Source organism: Phascolarctobacterium sp., from assembly GCF_030531065.1.
Lineage (GTDB): Bacteria > Bacillota > Negativicutes > Acidaminococcales > Acidaminococcaceae > Phascolarctobacterium_A.
The window spans coordinates 24312-41721 of sequence record NZ_JAUNOQ010000001.1 but is presented as its reverse complement, the minus strand read 5'-3'; the positions used below and the strand labels follow the sequence as shown (position 1 = coordinate 41721).

The 17410-nt window shown below is 50.3% G+C and carries 12 protein-coding genes; 5 read left to right on the top strand and 7 right to left on the bottom strand.

From position 1 onward, the window contains the following. Positions 1–52 precede the first annotated feature (52 nt). From wecB to pdxS, 4 genes are all read right to left on the bottom strand, one after another. Positions 53–1210 (bottom strand): non-hydrolyzing UDP-N-acetylglucosamine 2-epimerase, encoded by a 1158-nt coding sequence (gene wecB / locus Q4E64_RS00180; protein ID WP_368501460.1) that lies wholly within the window; start codon positions 1208–1210, stop codon positions 53–55. Positions 1211–1225: 15 nt separating this feature from the next. Next, the gene (locus tag Q4E64_RS00175; RefSeq protein WP_303165624.1) at positions 1226–2239 is read right to left on the bottom strand and encodes a glycosyltransferase family 4 protein; all 1014 of its coding nucleotides are present in this window, start codon (positions 2237–2239) and stop codon (positions 1226–1228) included. A 282-nt stretch (positions 2240–2521) separates the two neighbouring features. After that, on the bottom strand, positions 2522–3094 hold the full coding sequence (gene pdxT, locus Q4E64_RS00170) for a pyridoxal 5'-phosphate synthase glutaminase subunit PdxT (protein WP_368501461.1): 573 nt from the start codon (positions 3092–3094) through the stop codon (positions 2522–2524). Then, positions 3091–3966 (bottom strand): pyridoxal 5'-phosphate synthase lyase subunit PdxS, encoded by an 876-nt coding sequence (gene pdxS / locus Q4E64_RS00165; protein ID WP_303165620.1) that lies wholly within the window; start codon positions 3964–3966, stop codon positions 3091–3093. Before pdxS ends, pdxT begins: the two co-directional genes overlap by 4 nt. Positions 3967–4099: 133 nt before the next feature. Between pdxS and Q4E64_RS00160 the strand changes: the two genes are divergently transcribed. Then, positions 4100–5512 (top strand): PLP-dependent aminotransferase family protein, encoded by a 1413-nt coding sequence (locus tag Q4E64_RS00160; RefSeq protein ID WP_303165618.1) that lies wholly within the window; start codon positions 4100–4102, stop codon positions 5510–5512. A gap of 2 nt (positions 5513–5514) precedes the next feature. On the opposite strand, the gene Q4E64_RS00155 is transcribed toward Q4E64_RS00160, so the two are convergent. After that, positions 5515–6138, bottom strand: coding sequence for a YigZ family protein (locus Q4E64_RS00155; RefSeq protein WP_303165617.1), 624 nt, complete (start codon positions 6136–6138; stop codon positions 5515–5517). Positions 6139–6367: 229 nt separating this feature from the next. On the opposite strand from Q4E64_RS00155, the gene Q4E64_RS00150 reads away from it, so the two are divergent. Next, positions 6368–7345, top strand: coding sequence for a bile acid:sodium symporter family protein (locus Q4E64_RS00150; RefSeq protein ID WP_293728077.1), 978 nt, complete (start codon positions 6368–6370; stop codon positions 7343–7345). A 198-nt stretch (positions 7346–7543) separates the two neighbouring features. Here the strand turns inward: Q4E64_RS00150 and Q4E64_RS00145 are convergent, their stop codons facing one another. Continuing rightward, positions 7544–8254: a hypothetical protein gene (locus tag Q4E64_RS00145; RefSeq protein ID WP_303165614.1), complete on the bottom strand. Its 711-nt coding sequence runs from the start codon at positions 8252–8254 to the stop codon at positions 7544–7546. Positions 8255–8743: 489 nt separating this feature from the next. Between Q4E64_RS00145 and Q4E64_RS00140 the strand changes: the two genes are divergently transcribed. The 3 genes from Q4E64_RS00140 to Q4E64_RS00130 all read left to right on the top strand — a co-directional run bounded on the left by Q4E64_RS00140 (position 8744) and on the right by Q4E64_RS00130 (position 16821). Then, entirely contained in the window at positions 8744–11317 is a 2574-nt protein-coding gene (locus Q4E64_RS00140) for a M48 family metallopeptidase (protein WP_303165612.1), read from the top strand. Positions 11318–11517: 200 nt separating this feature from the next. Next, entirely contained in the window at positions 11518–14958 is a 3441-nt protein-coding gene (gene pyc, locus Q4E64_RS00135; RefSeq protein ID WP_303165610.1) for a pyruvate carboxylase, read from the top strand. 312 nt (positions 14959–15270) lie between these two features. Next, complete coding sequence (locus Q4E64_RS00130; protein ID WP_303165608.1) at positions 15271–16821, top strand: hypothetical protein; 1551 nt, start codon at positions 15271–15273, stop codon at positions 16819–16821. A 76-nt stretch (positions 16822–16897) separates the two neighbouring features. On the opposite strand, the gene Q4E64_RS00125 is transcribed toward Q4E64_RS00130, so the two are convergent. Next, positions 16898–17395, bottom strand: a complete 498-nt coding sequence (locus tag Q4E64_RS00125) for an HD domain-containing protein (RefSeq protein WP_303165606.1) — start codon at positions 17393–17395, stop codon at positions 16898–16900. Positions 17396–17410 lie beyond the last annotated feature (15 nt).

Below are 17410 nucleotides of genomic sequence, written 5' to 3'. Positions count from 1 at the left end.
GTTCACAGAATGGTATAATATAATTTTAAATTATTTCACAAACAATGTCCACTCAATTATGCTGAAATTCGGAAAAAATTTCTGCGTCAAAACCGTTTTTGCGCAAAATAGCGCTGATAATGCGCTGGCAAGCCTTGCCGTCGCCGTAAGGATTGGCAGCCTCCGCCATCGAGCGATAATATCCGGCGTCGTCCAGCAGGCGGTTCGTTTCCCGCAACACATCCTCGTAAGCCGTGCCTACCAGTTTTACCGTACCGGCGACCACAGCTTCGGGGCGTTCCGTAGTATCGCGCAGCACCAGCACCGGCTTGCCTAAAGCGGGAGCCTCCTCCTGAATGCCGCCGCTGTCCGTCAGCACGATATCCACCTTGGCCATTAAATTAGCGAAGGGCTCGTAATCCATGGGCTCGATAAGATGCACACGGTTTAAATGCCCCAGCTCCTGGTTGACGATTTCGCGCACCTTGGGATTTTTATGCACCGGGAAGATGGCTTCCACGTCTTCATGCGTTTCCAGCACGCTTTTCAGTGCGCGGTACACATGACGCATGGGTTCGCCCAAATTTTCACGGCGGTGCGTGGTCATTAAAATCAGACGGCGGCCGCTGGCAAATACCTTATTAAAGTCCTCGTCCTCAAAATGATAATCAGCTCGCACCGTAGTCTGCAAAGCATCGATAACCGTGTTGCCAGTCACCAGAATATTTTCCGGCTTTACATTTTCCCGCAGCAGATTGGCTTTGCTCGTCGAAGTCGGCGCAAAGTGCATATCGGCGATAGCGCCCGTCAGCTTGCGGTTCATTTCCTCCGGATAGGGCGAATACTTATTGCCCGTGCGCAGCCCGGCCTCCACGTGCCCCACTGGAATTTGCGCGTAAAATGCCGCCAACGCCCCCGCGAAGGTAGTCGTGGTGTCGCCGTGTACTAAAACCATATCGGGCTTAGCTTCCTCCATAACCGGCTTCAAGCCCATCAACGCGCGGGTAGTAACGTCGTACAGAGTTTGGCCGCTGGTCATAATATTCAAATCATAGTCCGGCTTGATGCCGAAAAGCTCCAGTACCTGGTCCAACATTTCGCGGTGCTGTGCGGTAACGGCCACAATGGGCTGGATATATTCAGGATATTTGCGCATCTCCAAGACCAGCGGGCACATTTTAATTGCTTCCGGACGAGTGCCAAAGACAGTCATCAATTTAAGTTTCTTCACGGTTCTTCCTCCCCTTTACCTGTCGTTCAGAATACCGATTTTTTTCGCGCCTACAGCGACAGCCGTAATAATCGCGGCGATAATCAAGGCCGCGTAAAAGCCGTCCACCTCGGCCCACAGCACGGCTGCAATGCCAAGGACGGCAGTAATACCATACATCAGCAGCACGGCCTGCTTCTGGTTCATGCCCATGGCCAGTAAGCGGTGATGCAGATGCCCCTTATCCGGCTGGAAGATGGGGCGCCCGTTGCTGTAGCGGCGCATAATAGCGAAAGCCGTATCCATAATCGGCAGGCCTAGGGCGATGGCGGGTACAATAAGCGCCACAGTCGCTGCGGTCTTTACCGCGCCGTATACAGAAATAGCCGCCAGCATATAGCCGATGAACATACTGCCCGTATCGCCCATAAAAATAGTGGCCGGATTAAAATTATAACGGATAAAGCCGATAATACCGCCGGCCAGCGCCGCCGTCATCACAGCAATATGATAGTAACCCATCTGCACCGCCACCAGAATCACCGTCAGCGAAGCAATGGCAGATACGCCCGCAGCCAGGCCGTCCAGGCCGTCTATCAGATTGACCACATTCGTAAAGCTTATCACCCAGAAAATGGTCAGCGGTATGGACAGATAATCCAAATAAAAATAGCCGCCCAAAGGATTATTAACCCATTCGATGCGTATATCGAAAAGCACCAGTACGCAGGCAGCAAAAATCTGCCCCAGCAGCTTGACCTTCGCCGGCAGCTGGTACTTATCATCCAGCACGCCCACGATAACAATCACTGTACCGCCGACCAGAATACCCACAATATCCTTAGTCAGCTCCAGGCTCGCTACTGCGGCAAACATAAACGCGATATAAATAGCCAGCCCGCCCAAGCGCGGCATAATTTTTTTATGCACTTTGCGGTTATCGGGTCTGTCAATAGCGCCGATGCGAAAGGCTAATTTTTTTATATAAGGAGTCAATATATAGCTCACCAAAGCGGCAAGCAAAAAGGGGAACCCATAAGCGCTTAACATTGTTATTTTCTCCAAACGTCAAACAACAAACAAAACAGAAAATCTAAAGCTTCGTCTATATAGTATATCATCTTTCAGTGTTGCGTCAATTACTTTTGTTACAAAAAATACAAGAACGCCGTATTTTCACCATAAAATAAATATAAAATTCCCGCTCGCTTACAGCTCGCGCGACGCCCGCAGTGAAATAATTCCACTACTAAATAATAGCCTGCAGCGCTGCGTTTCGCGGCAGAAAAAAGCGGCGCGCCGACCAGCGACGAACCGCTTACGAATTTTATTTTATTTTGCGCACATGGCGAGGAAATATTTGTGAATCGCCATGCTTTTATCCAGGTCCAGCTCCGGGTGGAACGCCAACGCCAACTGTTCCCCGTAACGCGCCGCCACAATACGCCCGTCGACTTCCGCCAAAACTTTTACGCCCGCACCCGCGCTTTCAATATACGGCGCGCGGATAAAGGTCATGGGCACGCTGCCCAACCCGGCAAAATCTGCCTGCGTATGAAAGCTGCCCAGCTGCCTGCCGTAAGCGTTGCGCTTCACGGTAATGGGCATCGTGGCGAAATGCACCTTATCGTCGTTGCTCAAATGCTCCGCCAGCAGAATCATCCCGGCGCAGGTCGCCAAAACCGGCAACCCGCGCTCGATTTTTTCTTTGAGCGTGTCGAACATATTTAAATCGCGCAGCAGCTTACCCTGCACCGTGCTTTCGCCGCCCGGCAGCACCAGGCCCGTCAGTTCCTGCCGTGCGTCCGCCTGCTGCCGCAGTTCTACGCAGGGAACGCCCAACGAGCGCAACGCCTGCATATGCTCAATGAACGCGCCCTGCACCGCCAAAACGCCGACCATTATTTACCACGCTCCGCCATCAGCAGCTGTATTTCCTGCTCGTTGATGCCCACCATGGCTTCGCCCAGATTTTCGGACAGTTCGGCCAGCATTTTAGCGTCCTTGAAATTAGTGACAGCTTTCACTATGGCCTGCGCACGCTTAGCGGGGTCGCCGGATTTGAAAATACCGGAGCCTACGAAAGCTCCCTCCGCGCCCAGCTGCATCATCAGCGCCGCGTCCGCTGGAGTTGCGACACCGCCAGCGGCAAAATTAACAACGGGCAAACGCTTATGCTCGTGGACGTACACTACCAAATCGTAAGGAACCTGCAATTCTTTAGCGGCGTTAAACAACTCGTCCTCATTCAAAGCGGCCAACTGCGCAATCTGTTGGTTCATTTTACGCATATGACGCACGGCCTGCACTACGTCGCCGGTACCGGGCTCGCCCTTAGTGCGGATCATCGCCGCGCCCTCGTTGATGCGGCGCAGCGCTTCGCCCAAATCCCTGGCGCCGCAAACGAACGGAACCTTAAATTTAGTTTTGTCGATATGGTAAACGTCGTCCGCCGGGGACAGCACTTCGCTTTCGTCAATGTAGTCGATTTCCAGCGCTTCCAGAATCTGCGCCTCTACAAAATGGCCGATGCGGCATTTTGCCATAACGGGAATGGACACCGCGTTTTGGATTTCTTTAATCAATTTAGGGTCGCTCATGCGCGCTACGCCGCCGGCCGCGCGGATATCCGCCGGAATTTTTTCCAGCGCCATAACGGCGCAGGCCCCTGCAGCTTCGGCAATGCGCGCCTGCTCCGGATTAGTAACGTCCATGATAACGCCGCCCTTGAGCATTTGGGCCAGCTGCGCGTTTAATTTATAGCGTTCGTTCATCATAATTCCTCCAATAATAATTTCTCGCAGATTTTACTTTACAGCAATATCCGCTACGTAGTATTATACAAACAGCTGAATATATTGTTATATTCATTTTTTGCCAAATTATTATTGCCAGATAAGGAGCCGCCCTATGTTGACCTATGATTTTGCCGACCTGCATGGAGACAGCATGTACAACCATCTTTATAACTGCGTCAAAAACGATATCGCTGCAGGCACTCTCCCGGCCAACGAAAAGCTTCCTTCTAAGAGGACGTTGGCAAAAAATTTAGGCGTCAGCCTGATCACGGTTGAAAACGCCTACGCGCAGCTCTTGGTCGAAGGCTATATTTATTCCCGCCCCAGACGCGGCTATTACGTGGCCGACCTGCAGCGCCAGGCGCCGCCGCCAAAGCGCGCCGTGACAACCGCAGCGCTGCCCGCGCGCAAAAAAAAGCCGCTGCTGAGCTTTGCCCAAAGCAGCGTCCCGCCAGACACCTTTCCTTATAATACATGGGCGCGCCTTTTGCGCCATACTTTAACTACGGCCGACGAACATGCTTTAATCAGCGACACCTCCGCCGGAGGAGCTGCTCCCCTGCGCCAGGCTCTGGCGCGTCATTTATACCAGTTCCGCGCCCTCCAGGTGCAGCCGGAACAAATCATCGTAGGCGCGGGCACGCAAACCCTGTACAATCTGGTTGTGCAGCTTTTGGGACGCAATAAGATCTACGCTTTAGAAGACCCAGGCTACCCGCAGCTGGCAGCGGCTTACCGTGCCAACGACGTTTTCTGCCGCCACCTGCCCATGGACGAACAAGGCTTATGCGCCGACGTGCTGGCCGACAGCGGCGCGGATATTCTGCATATCACGCCCTCGCACCAATTCCCTACCGGCGTCACCATGCCCATCAGCCGCCGCTACGAGCTGCTGCGCTGGGCTGCGCAAAGCGCCCGCCGTTATATTATCGAAGACGATTACGACTGCGAATTCCGTCTGTCCGGCAAGCCTATACCGCCGCTGCAAAGCATCGATACGGAAGAAAAGGTTATCTACATCAATACCTTTTCCAAAACCTTAGCGCCGACCTTCCGCATCAGCTATATGATTTTGCCGCCGCATCTGGCTATGCTTTTTTACGAAAAACTGGGCTTTTATTCCTGCACAGTTTCCAATTTCGAACAATTCACTCTGGCAAAATTTATCGACGACGGCTACTTCGAGCGCCACATCAACCGCATGCGCACCTATTACCGCAACAAGCGCGACGCGCTGCTGCAATATCTCTCGTCCTGCCCGGCGGCGCGCGCGCTTAAAGTCGAAGGCGAAGACAGCGGCCTGCACTTTTTGCTGCACCTAGACACCGATGCCCCGGACGCAGTTTTAAAGCAAGCGGCAGCCGCGCAAAATATCGAAATAAAATTTTTGTCAGATTATTACTACCAAAAAGTCAACGACAACAGCCGCACCATGCTGATGAATTACGCCGGGCTGGAGGAAGAACGCCTGTACCCTGCGCTGGATAAGCTTTTTGGCGCGCTGCAGCCCTACCTTAAACTTTAAGATTACTCTCGCACCGGAATTTCGGCGTATTCGCTACTTTCAAGCTCCAGCTCTACGGGCTGGTTCAAGTTTTCCGTCAGCCACGCTTCGGCCTCGTACTTTTGGTCGTCGCGCATCTGTAAAATTATTTTAGCGCGCAACCCGTATTCCACCTCGGCAATAGTAAAGAAATTTTGCTGATACAAAATATTCAACGCGCGCCCCACGCTGTTCACGTCGTAAGTAAAGCTAAAGCGGCTCGTTAAAACGCGCTCGGCCAGCCCGCATTCTTTCAAAGCGCCCGCCACGCTGCCGCTGTAAGCGCGCACCAAACCACCAGCGCCCAATTTAACGCCGCCAAAATAGCGCGTCACTACCGCCGCCGTACCGACGAGCCGGTTTTTGCGCAGAACCTCCAGCATAGGCACGCCCGCCGTCCCCGACGGTTCGCCGTCGTCGCTGGACCGCTGCGCCAAATCGTCGACAATATACGCCGAGCAATTATGCGTAGCGTCCCAAAATTCTTTTTTCACGGCTTTGATAAACTCCTGCGCTTCCGTTTCATCGCCGACTTTTTTCAGCGTACAGATGAAGCGTGATTTTTCAATAACAATTTCCTTGCGGTAGTCCCTGCTTATCGTATACAAACGGCGTACCTCCGTCCTTAGTTTAGTGCAATTATATAACTATTATAACACATTGCCGCAACGCGGCAATTTTTTTCGCCGTTTTTAGCAACGTCCCTTTATTTTTTAACATATCTTTGCTATAATAGTGGACGTTTAAAATATAAAGGAAAAAATTCGCGCAAGCGGATATTTTTCCAAGGGCGGACGCCCGCAGTATTTATTTTTTTAAGGGAAAGAGGTATATCAAATGAAACAAATCTGCGCATTGATCGGCAAGTTCTTTGGCATTATCGCCATCGTCTTTCTGATCCTCGGTATGGTTATGCCCCAGAATTTTCTGTGGGTATTGGGTAAGGTAGGCGGCATCAGCGTTCTCAGCTGCCTGTTAGGCGTTGTAATGTTCGGCATGGGCACAACGCTCAACCTGAAAGATTTCGCTTTAGTTTTAAAACGCCCCGCCGACGTTTTAATCGGCGCGTGCGCGCAATTCTTTATTATGCCCGGTCTGGCTTATTTGCTGGCTACGGCTTTCAACCTGGACCCGGCGCTGACTGCCGGCGTCGTACTGGTAGGCACCTGTCCCGGCGGCACCTCCTCCAACGTCATTACCTTTATGTCCAAAGGCGACGTAGCGCTGTCCGTTACCATGACCAGCGTATCCACGGTGCTGTCCCCTATTTTAACTCCGTTTATTACCTATTTAATTATCGGTCAAAAAATTGCTTTCGACCCCGTTGGCATGTTCTTTTCCATCGTGCAAATCGTAATCCTGCCCATCTGCCTGGGCTTGGCTGTTAAATCCTTCCTGCCCAAGCTGGCAGCTACGGCTACCGACTATCTGCCAGCAGTTTCCACTATCGCTATTTCTTTAATCATTGCCGGCGTAATCGGCGCCAGCCGCGACCTGATCCTCAAAACCTCCGGCCTGATTATTCTGGTAGTTATTCTGCATAACTGCTGCGGCTATGCGCTGGGCTTCGGTATTGCCCGCTTGTGCGGCCTCAGCTGGAAAAAAGCAGTTGCTCTGTCCGTAGAGGTTGGCATGCAGAACTCCGGTCTGGCAACCGGCCTGGCTAAAGCTCACTTTGCCGCAATGCCCGCAGCTACCGTTCCCGGCGCTGTGTTCTCCGCTTGGCATAATATTTCCGGCGCAGTACTCGCCTGGCTGTTCCAAAACTATCTGAATCCTAAATTCGATCCTGATTATGATAAGGAAAACGCATAAAAACTAACATTTATTCAACTGCATCGTTTCGCAAGCGCCGCTTTTCTGCGGCGCTTTCTTTTGTTTAGGAATTTTTGTTTTGAGCTAAAAATTTATATTAGTTAAAATTTCTTTCCCACAGACTCGCCGGAAGCAGCTTTCTGGCATTTATAACTTCCTTCGTAGTCAGCAAATAATTCATCCAAAGACCGTCTTTTTTTACAAGTTTCCATGCACCCTCCTAAAAATAGCATTGTTCATTCTCTTGCGCCAATAACTGCCGCAGTCCGGAAAAATCTGCGTTGACAAATGACAATAAAGTATATTTTTATGCAGGTAAGCGATAAAATCCTGTAGATTATTGCAATTCATAAATCTGCCCTTCACGTGTAAATATTCGCGCAGTACAGCATTCACCATGCGTACAACGCTCACGTCCACAGAATCGTTAGAAAATTTGTTTAATTGAAGATATATTTCTTTAAAACTATAGGGCATAGGGCAAAAGCCACGCTGCTGTAAACTGATGAATAAACGCCCGTAAAGCAGCAGCCTGCGCATTTCCTGATTAAATTCATCTGCCTTTTCCATATACAGCTGCTTATTATCATACGCATATATACTCCATTTTGGTGGTAACGGCATTCCCCATGCCTTCAGCAATTGCTTGCCTATACTTTCTGGAAAAACAGGATAATATATTTTCAAATTATACAAATCCTTCACTAGAAAAGCTATAACCGTATCCCCTATCAGCTTGCCGCCATTTATCCAACTATATACTTGCTGTCCCGGAGCCAGAACCTCATACACTTCAGTTTCAACAGCAAAATGTTTTATAATACTTAGACGAGATTTCTCGCTTCGGCAATATTGCTGCATAAACAGATTGGTTTCTTTGGTGGACGCCACAGTAAAATCATTCATCATACACCGATATCTCCTTATTGATAAAATTTTTAATTTTTAGATTCGCCATGCCTCTCTCAGAAATACACTGTAAATCTTTACGCACTCACAAATTATTCTATCACATTTTTGCGTTTACTTTTCAGAATATTCCTGTTATATTCTTTGCTTGTTAATATCATAACATAATTTTAGAAAAAGTCTATATGTAGAGCACAAATTTTAAAATATTTATTTCACCGACTTTCAGCAGGATTTTCGGTAATTACATAGAATATATCACCATTTTTATAAAATTCAGCAAGGAAAAATCTCTTGAGAAAGCAAACTCGCTATATTCGCTTGCTTAAAATAGTAAATCATGTTAGAATAAAAACAAAAAAACGATTTCATTTTTATAGTTATGTCTATTAAAGAGAAGAGTTGTGAGCTATGATTTTTCCCTGATATTCGGCGACTGCAATCATCTTTACTTTTTCATTTATTATTAATCTAAAGGAGGCTGTTCAAATGACACTGCTGGAACAATGCCAAAGCTGGCACGAAAATGACGAGTACAAAAAAATTATCGACGCGCTGGAGTCTCTGCCCGCCGCAGAACGCACACCGGAAACCGACAGCGAACTGGCCCGTGCTTACAATAATATTGCACAGTCAGGCGATAAAGAGCTGTTCCGCAAAGCGTTGGACCTGCTGAAGCCCCACGAAGAATATTTTGCCGAAGATCACTGCTGGAATTTCCGCATAGCCTACGCCTATTTTTATCTGGACAAAGAATATCTGGCGCTGCCATATTTTGAAAAAGCCCTAGCTGCTCGTCCCGGCGACGAGGACACGCAGCAGTTTATCAATGAATGCCGCAGTATTCTATCCTTGCCAAAATTTTCTCAAACCTTTCGGCAACGGACGCAGAAAGCATGGGAAACCTTTCTGGCGGAAGAAGGCGAGCTGCGGCGCTTGCTGGATTATCCGGAACGCGAAAGCCTGAGCGATTTTTTAGTCGGCAAATGTCAAAGCATTTTGCAGCTTGCCTTTGACAACATCGCCTTTGAGCTTGGAAGCAGCGGCGCAAAGTACGAATTGATTCTAACGCCCGAAGGCGACAGCAAGCGGCTGTTTTCCTTGGTATATTTCCAAAAATTCGCGCCGCCGCAAATTTTGCAGCGCTGGAACATTATTGTAGGCCGCCAGCCTTCGGACAATAACGTTTTGTGCTCCAACGGCTGGGACATCAACGGCAGCGACGTCCAAATCTGGCCGGAAATGCGCGGCGATAAGCGCATCGCCTTAGAGCTGTACTGCGCAAAATTAATCCCGCTTTTAAGCGAAAACGAAAACCGCGCCTGGTGGCTTTTGAGCACGCTGACCGATTTAATCATCGGCGAAATTCCCGCTATCGCCTATATTGAATTCTTCAATGTGCTGCCTGCACCTAAATCGGAAGCTGCCATCACCTTGAACGAGCTGCCGCAATTTTTACGCGACCGGGACTTCGATCTGAATTTAACGGCGCAGGATTTTTTAGACAATAATTATATCGGCTACGAGCTGGAAGCAGTGGAAGACCCGGACGCCGATTGGCGGCTGGATACATATATCGGTTCTACCCGTCTGCCCGTGCTGATTAACGAATATTTGCGCGGCTACTGCGACGCTATGAACGCTTTTCACGACGACGGAGCCGTTCCGGGATTTTTATGCTACCCTTTGAACGGCTTTACCGGCGACGACCGCGCTAAAGCAATTTTAGATTTTCGCGACGCTTTGGAAAAAGCTATCGTCGAGCGGGTCGGCAGCGAGGCAGCCGTTACCTTTTTAGGCGGCGCAACCGGCTTGTATTGCGGTTATCTGGATTTTATCGCCTGGGATTTGTACGCCGTTTTGGACGCGGCGAAGGAATTTCTGCAAAGCGCAAATTTATCCTGGGCTAATTTCCATTCCTTCCGCCGCTATACCGGAGCAGTCCGCCTGCTGAAGAGTGACGAAGGTACGCAGACCGCTCCGCCAATACACGAAGAAACAGGCTCGCTGCTGTCGCCGCAGGACATTGAAACGCTGCAATCCTTCGACGACGGCGCATCCGGATATTTTTACCAAATGCTCAACTATCTGGAAAATTTCATCACGGAAGGCACAGCCAGCGGCGCCTTTACGGAACAGCAAGCCAAGGAAGATTTGCAGATTGCTAACTGGTACGCCTTTGCCGCCAATAATATCGACGCCTACAAATATTATTACAAAGTAATGCAGTGGATGCCCGCTTCCGAAAAAAATGCAAAAGGCTGCGCCACTTGGTATTACCGTTATTCCGCCGCGCTGATGTACTGCGGCCAGCTGGAAAAAGCGCTGCAATATGCGGAACGCGGCGCTGCGGAAGAGCCGGAATATCCCTGGGTTTGGCTGCAAGTAGCAAAGCTGCGCAATCATTTCGGCGATAAGACCGGCGCCTTGGACGCCGTACAGCAGGGTCTCAAGGCCGTTCCCGGCGATTACGAATTTTTGACGCTGGGTCAGGAAATCGAAGCCGGCGATTCCCTGGAACGGATGGAATACCATTGGATAAATCCCGACGCCGACCGTAAGCTGCAGGAGGGACTGGACGAAGACGCCGACGCCAAGCAGCAGGCCATAGCCTGCATCCGCACGGATGAGGAAGGCTTGAATCGCTTCCAGGAATTATTTAATCCCCAGCCCACAGATTATACGAAGAACAATCCCTACTGCCGTTTTAATTATGTGGTTCAAGGACATAAGATAGACATAAACTTCTGCATGAACGAAGCCGGTTTATCTAAAATGCGCGCCGATTGGCTAAGCCAATTTAAGGAACGTCTCGACGGCGGCCAATGGCTGGAATATACTGCGCCCGACGGCAGCGCCGGTACGCTGGCAGCGGCATTTATTAATCAGGATTATCATGCCAGCCTGGCTTATCGCCTGCCGGACAGCAACGAGCATTTTCAAATTTATCTGCGCCCCGACGGCAGCCAAATAGAAGACGCCTTTTGGTCGTCCTACAATACCCAAAGCGAAAATGTTCAGGACAATAATGAATCGGAAAATCCGCAAGCAGAAGATGTTTGAAATAAAAAGATCCCATAAATCTTCAAACCCATACCCAAGGCGCTGCCTTTCGTATGGGTTTCTTCTTTATTTCTAACATCGTACACGTCAATTTTCACGAAAGAATATATAAGAATACCTGTATACATCTGTCTGCCTGCTTGCATTACACCCGGCTTTTATATACAATAAGGCTGTAATCAAGACAAGGAGGAGCTATCATGCCCAAAATTAACACAGTTTTAGTTGCTAATCGCGGCGAAATCGCCATTCGTGTTTTTCGTGCCTGCAATGAATTAGGCATCCGCACTGTTGCTATATATTCTAAAGAAGACACTCTATCCCTGCACCGCAATAAGGCCGACGAAGCTTATTTAGTAGGAGAGGGCAAAAGCCCTACGGACGCTTATCTGGATATCGAAGATATTTTGCGTGTGGCTAAGGAACACGACGTAGATGCTATCCACCCCGGCTACGGCTTCTTATCCGAAAACAGCAATCTAGCGCGCCGCTGCTCCGAAGAAGGTTTAATCTTCATCGGCCCGCGCCTTGAGCATTTAATTATGTTCGGAGATAAAATCAACGCCCGCAAGCAAGCCGAACTGGCCGGCATCCCCATGATTCCCGGCAGCAAGGGCACCGTCAACAGCCTGCAGGAAGTTCTGGAGTTTGGCGAACAATACGGTTATCCCATTATCATTAAAGCAGTGAACGGTGGCGGCGGCCGCGGTATGCGCGTCGTTAAATCTGCCGAAGAAGCCGTAACCGCTTACGACATGGCTAAAAGCGAAGCGAAAAAAGCTTTTGGCAACGACGAAATCTATTTGGAAAAATATCTGCAAAATCCCAAGCATATTGAAGTACAAATCATCGGCGACACCCATGGCAATTTAATGCATTTGTTTGAGCGCGATTGCTCCGTGCAGCGCCGCCACCAAAAGCTGGTGGAGATCGCTCCGGCTTTCTCCCTGCCTTTGGAGCAGCGCCAGGCCATTTGCGACGCCGCAGTAAAGCTGATGAAGAACGTAGATTATATCAGCGCTGGTACGGTGGAATTTTTAGCCACTCCCGACGGCAAATTCTATTTTATTGAAGTCAACCCCCGCATTCAGGTCGAGCATACCGTTACCGAGCAAATCACCGGCATTGATATCGTGCAAACCCAAATCCGCATTGCCGAAGGCTACAGCCTGCACGGGCCGGAAATTGCCCTGCCCCAGCAGGACGAACTGCGCACCATCGGCCATGCCATCCAGTGCCGTATTACCACCGAAGATCCGTCCAATAATTTTATGCCCGACACCGGCAAGCTGATTACCTATCGCAGCGGCGGCGGCTTCGGCATCCGCCTGGACGGCGGCAACGCTTTCACCGGTTCCGTTATCACTCCCTATTACGATTCGCTGCTGGTTAAGGCCACTACCTGGGGCCTGACCCACCAGATAGCCATTACTAAAATGCTGCGCTGCTTAAAAGAATTCCGCATCCGCGGCGTTAAGACCAACATCCAATTCTTAGAGAATGTGCTGCAAAACGAACATTTCATCAAAGGCGACTACACCACCGACTTTGTAGACGAAACGCCGGAGCTGTTCGTTTTCCCCAAAACCTTGGACCGCGGCAACAAGCTGCTGCATTATATTGCCGATATTACGGTCAACGGCTATTCCAACGTAGGCGTGCAGCCCAAGCCCGACTTCGCGCCTTTGAATCTGCCCAAGCCCTATAACGGCATTTTAGCTTTAGGCGCTAAGCATGTACTGGATACCCAAGGCCCCGAAGGCTTAACCGATTGGGTAATGGCCCAGCAGGAGGTTCTCGTTACCGATACCACCTTCCGCGACGCCCATCAATCCCTGTTCGCAACCCGCCTGCGCACTAGCGATATGCTGCGCGTCATGCGCGATACCGCCGGTAAGCTGCCCGGACTTTTCTCCTTTGAATGCTGGGGCGGCGCTACCTTCGACGTAGCCTACCGCTTCTTGGACGAAAGCCCCTGGCAGCGTCTGGCTCAATTCCGCCAAGCGGCTCCCAATATCTTATTCCAAATGCTGCTGCGCGGCGCTAACGCCGTAGGCTATACCAGCTATCCCGATAATGTAGTGAAGCATTTTATCCAACTGGCCGCCAAGAACGGTATCGACGTGTTCCGCATCTTCGACAGCCTCAACGGTCTGGATAATATGCGTCTTTCCATCGACACCGTGCGCGAATGCGGCAAGGTAGCCGAAGCCGCGCTGTGCTACACCGGCGATATTCTCGACCCGCACCGCGATAAATACGACCTGCAATATTATATCGATATGGCAAAGGCTTTGGAAAAAGCCGGCGCTAATATTATCGCCATTAAGGATATGGCCGGTCTGTTAAAGCCGGAAGCCGCTTACAGATTAGTCAGCAGCTTGAAATCCTATGTAGGCGTTCCTATTCACCTGCACACTCACGAGGGCAGCGGCAACGCTATTTATACTTACGCCCGCGCTATCGACGCAGGCGTGGACATCGTGGATACGGCCATGAGTTCCATGAGCTGCGGCACCAGCCAGCCCTCCACCAGCAGTTTATATTACGCATTAAGCGGCCACCCCCGCCAGCCGCGGCTGGACGTTGATTCCCTCAACGAGCTGTCCCGCTACTGGGAAACCGTGCGTCCTTATTATAAAGCTGCCGACAGAACGGAAAACTTCCCCAACCCCGAAGTTTACGTTCACGAAATGCCCGGCGGCCAGTACACCAATTTGAAGCAGCAAGCCCAGGCCTTGGGACTGATTCACCGCTGGGAAGAAGTCAAGGATATGTATCACCGCGTATCCATGCTCTTCGGCGATTTAATCAAGGTTACGCCGTCCTCTAAAATCGTAGGCGACATGGCGCTGTTCATGCTGCAAAACGAACTGACGGAAGAAGATGTTTACGCAAAAGGCGATGTGCTGGACTTCCCCGCCTCCGTCGTAGAATTTTTCGAAGGGCGTATCGGCGTTCCTTATCAGGGCTTCCCGGAAAAGCTGCAAAAAATTATTCTCAAGGGCCGTCAGCCTATTACCGTACGTCCCGGAGCCGCTTTGGAGCCAGTGGACTTTGAAGCTGTTCGCAGCAAGCTCAAGGATATGGGCGCCCCCACCACTGACGAAGCTATCAGCTCCTACTGCCTGTATCCCAAAGTATTCACCGATTGGGTAACCCGTTACAACGAATTTGGCGACGTATCCGTACTCGATACGCCCACCTTCTTCTTCGGCATGACTCCCGGCGAAACAATTAAGGTAGAAATAGAGCAGGGCAAGGTACTGGTCATCAAATTAGACCATATTTCCGAAGCCAATGCCGCCGGTATGCGCACCGTAACCTTTGAGTTCAACGGACTGCCACGCGAAATCATTATCAAGGACCGCAACGCCAAAGCGACCAACGTCACCCGCAAAAAAGCGGATAAGAGCAAGCTGGGTGAAATCGGCGCTTCGCTGTCCGGGTCCGTAGTCAAGGTACTGGCTGAAAAGGGTCAGGCCGTAACTAAGGGCACGCCTTTAATTATCACCGAAGCCATGAAAATGGAAACGACTTTATCAGCGCCTATCTCCGGTATCGTCAGCGCTATTCATGTAGCTGCCGGCGAGCGCGTGGAAAGCGGCGACTGCCTGATGGAGATTACAACGCAAATGTAAAACAAAAACTTGCTATTTTCTTATCTCTATGCTATACTTTAAGCACAAAAGGTTATGGGCACGTTTCTTCCAAAGCGTGGCACAAAAAAAGCAGCGGAGGCGACCGCTGCTTTTTTATTATGCTGGTGCTGCTCTAATATCTGTCCAGCCATTTGCAAATATAGTAGGCGACTATACTTGCTCCAACAGATACGACAAAGGTATGGATACTATCTTCCAACGCCAGACACCTCCCTCCTACTGGAAAGAGTCGCAGCCTCTTTATTGTACCATATAATTAAATTTAGTAAAAGTTTTTTCGCGAATAAATCTATGAATAAATCATTGTACCATTACATCAAAAATCATATTGACGAGGACGGTTTTTACACCGAACCAGACCTGCCTGACAGCAGCGATTATCCCTACTTTACGGAGCCCGGTCATACCGACGCTTTTTACTACACCATGGATATGCCCGCTGCGGTCGACGACGCCAGCTTGCTGCTCAAGGACCTGCGCGCCTATCTGGCCGAGCCCCTGCAGCCCCATCGCCAGCGTCTATACCAGGATCTCAAAAGTATGTCCATGGCCGAATACTGCGACCCCTTTATATCCTCCTTTGACGCGGACGATATGAACATCGTGGCCCTCGACCTAGCGCGTAGCTTCTTCTACAACGCCCGCCACCGCGAGCCGCTGAAATTTGCCCTGATACTTTTCGGCCTGTACGGCATGGAACGCCTGCAAAAAGAAGAGCCCCAGCTGTGGCAGGATATTGTCACACTGGCTCACTGCGAGGAATTTACCTTCAGCTTTTTATACGGCTGCCGCATCGGCAACTACACGCCGCAAAAAGCAGTATGGGAGCTGTTAGGCTGTACCAAAGGCTGGGGCAAGGTTTTCGCTATCATCGACTGCCAATGCGCCGACGAAGCTCAGCGCTTGTGGCTTTTGAAAAACGGCCCCGATATCGAAGTGGAATATCCGCCCCTGTCCGTTAAGCTGATGCAGGCCACAAAGCTGGCCCAGGTGCTGCAGCGGCCGGTAATTTCCTTTGCCGTGTATAAAAGCGCCATGGCCATAATTGGCAATTATTTATTTATGCTGCTGCATTATCCGCCGCAAAATGTGCGCGAAAGCCATAATCTGCATAGCATCGACATCTATTCCATGCTATGCAGCCTGCTGCGCCATGCGCAATACCTGGCCGTAATCCCCGAAGACCTGCTGGATATGATAACTATTGCCAACACTCTGCGCAGCCTGCTGGAGGAAAACACTCTTTATTCCTTGTCGCCAAATCAATGCCACGAACTGATTGCCCGCTGCGATAATATGGTCTACTGTCAGGATTGGCAAGAGCAGATACACCAGCGCCTGATTATCGACGGTCAAATCAATTACCAGCTGGCTGATTTTGCTTACGAAACGGAAATGGACGTTTGGCCTCGGCTGTTTGCCTACTGGCAGCAGCATCCCTTGGAATATACGCTCTTTCCTTACCTGCTGTCCTACGAAGGCGACGACCGTTCCCAGCGCGTCCTGCAGCTTATCACTGACCGGCTGCCGCTGTATGCCGCCGAGCTGCACGCTTTAGTAGTGCCGCTCCGCTATCTGCAAACCCATCCGGGACAGGGCGAAGCCATTATTACGGCCGCTCTGGGTTCGCTGCACGAGCTGCTGCGCGGCTGTGCCTGCGACGCTTTGGAAAGCTGGGAGCCACAGCAGCTGACACCGGCAATCAGGGATGCCCTGCGCCAAACAATCCGCACCAGCACAGACGAGCTGATCAAGGCCCGCGCCGCCGCATTACTGCAAGGGCAAAGGCTTGATTTAGAAGCGCTGATGCGCAAGCTGAAAAAGCTCCACGCTAAAAAATAATAAACTTCCTGCATTAAAATATAATACTCCTAAAGCAGCTACTTGAAATCAAGACGGTCTGCTTTAGGAGTTTATTTTATTTCAACCCAAACATTGCCTGCGCCAGCAATTTGCCGCTGTCCGTGCGGAAAATTTTCTCCACGGCATGAGCTATCGCATTTTTGCTCAACTCGTCCTCATAAAAATTTACGAGAAAGTCGGCTTCCACTAAAATCTGATAATCAAGTCCATCGATATTATTATAGGTATGGTGGTGTCCTACGAGATAACAAATGCGCTCTGCCGCAGCGGCATCATAGCCCAGCTCCGCTAAAATTTTTTGCGCGGCGGCCGGGCCCTCCTGCTCCTGAATCTTGCCGGTACATTTGCCTGCGCCATATTTAGCTTCGCCAATTTTAATGCCGCAGTCGTGGACTAAACCGGCAGCCTCCACCAGCGCAACGGTCTGCTCATCTAAATTTTCCAGCAGCGCTATTTCCCGCGCCAGGCTGGCAACCTTAATTAAATGCTGGCAGCGGCGCGGATCACCGCTGAAATATTGCAGCATGGCTTTATATAACGCAATATTCTTCATTTTAAAACGACCTTT

Bases quoted from the DNA above. Each gene is read 5' to 3' on its own strand.
- Q4E64_RS00175 (WP_303165624.1), bottom strand. From the start codon at position 2,239: ATGTTAAGCGCTTATGGGTTCCCCTTTTTGCTTGCCGCTTTGGTGAGC.
- pdxS (WP_303165620.1), bottom strand. From the start codon at position 3,966: ATGATGAACGAACGCTATAAATTAAACGCGCAGCTGGCCCAAATGCTC.
- Q4E64_RS00160 (WP_303165618.1), top strand. From the start codon at position 4,100: ATGTTGACCTATGATTTTGCCGACCTGCATGGAGACAGCATGTACAAC.
- Q4E64_RS00150 (WP_293728077.1), top strand. From the start codon at position 6,368: ATGAAACAAATCTGCGCATTGATCGGCAAGTTCTTTGGCATTATCGCC.
- Q4E64_RS00145 (WP_303165614.1), bottom strand. From the start codon at position 8,254: ATGATGAATGATTTTACTGTGGCGTCCACCAAAGAAACCAATCTGTTT.
- Q4E64_RS00140 (WP_303165612.1), top strand. From the start codon at position 8,744: ATGACACTGCTGGAACAATGCCAAAGCTGGCACGAAAATGACGAGTAC.
- pyc (WP_303165610.1), top strand. From the start codon at position 11,518: ATGCCCAAAATTAACACAGTTTTAGTTGCTAATCGCGGCGAAATCGCC.
- Q4E64_RS00130 (WP_303165608.1), top strand. From the start codon at position 15,271: ATGAATAAATCATTGTACCATTACATCAAAAATCATATTGACGAGGAC.
- Q4E64_RS00125 (WP_303165606.1), bottom strand. From the start codon at position 17,395: ATGAAGAATATTGCGTTATATAAAGCCATGCTGCAATATTTCAGCGGT.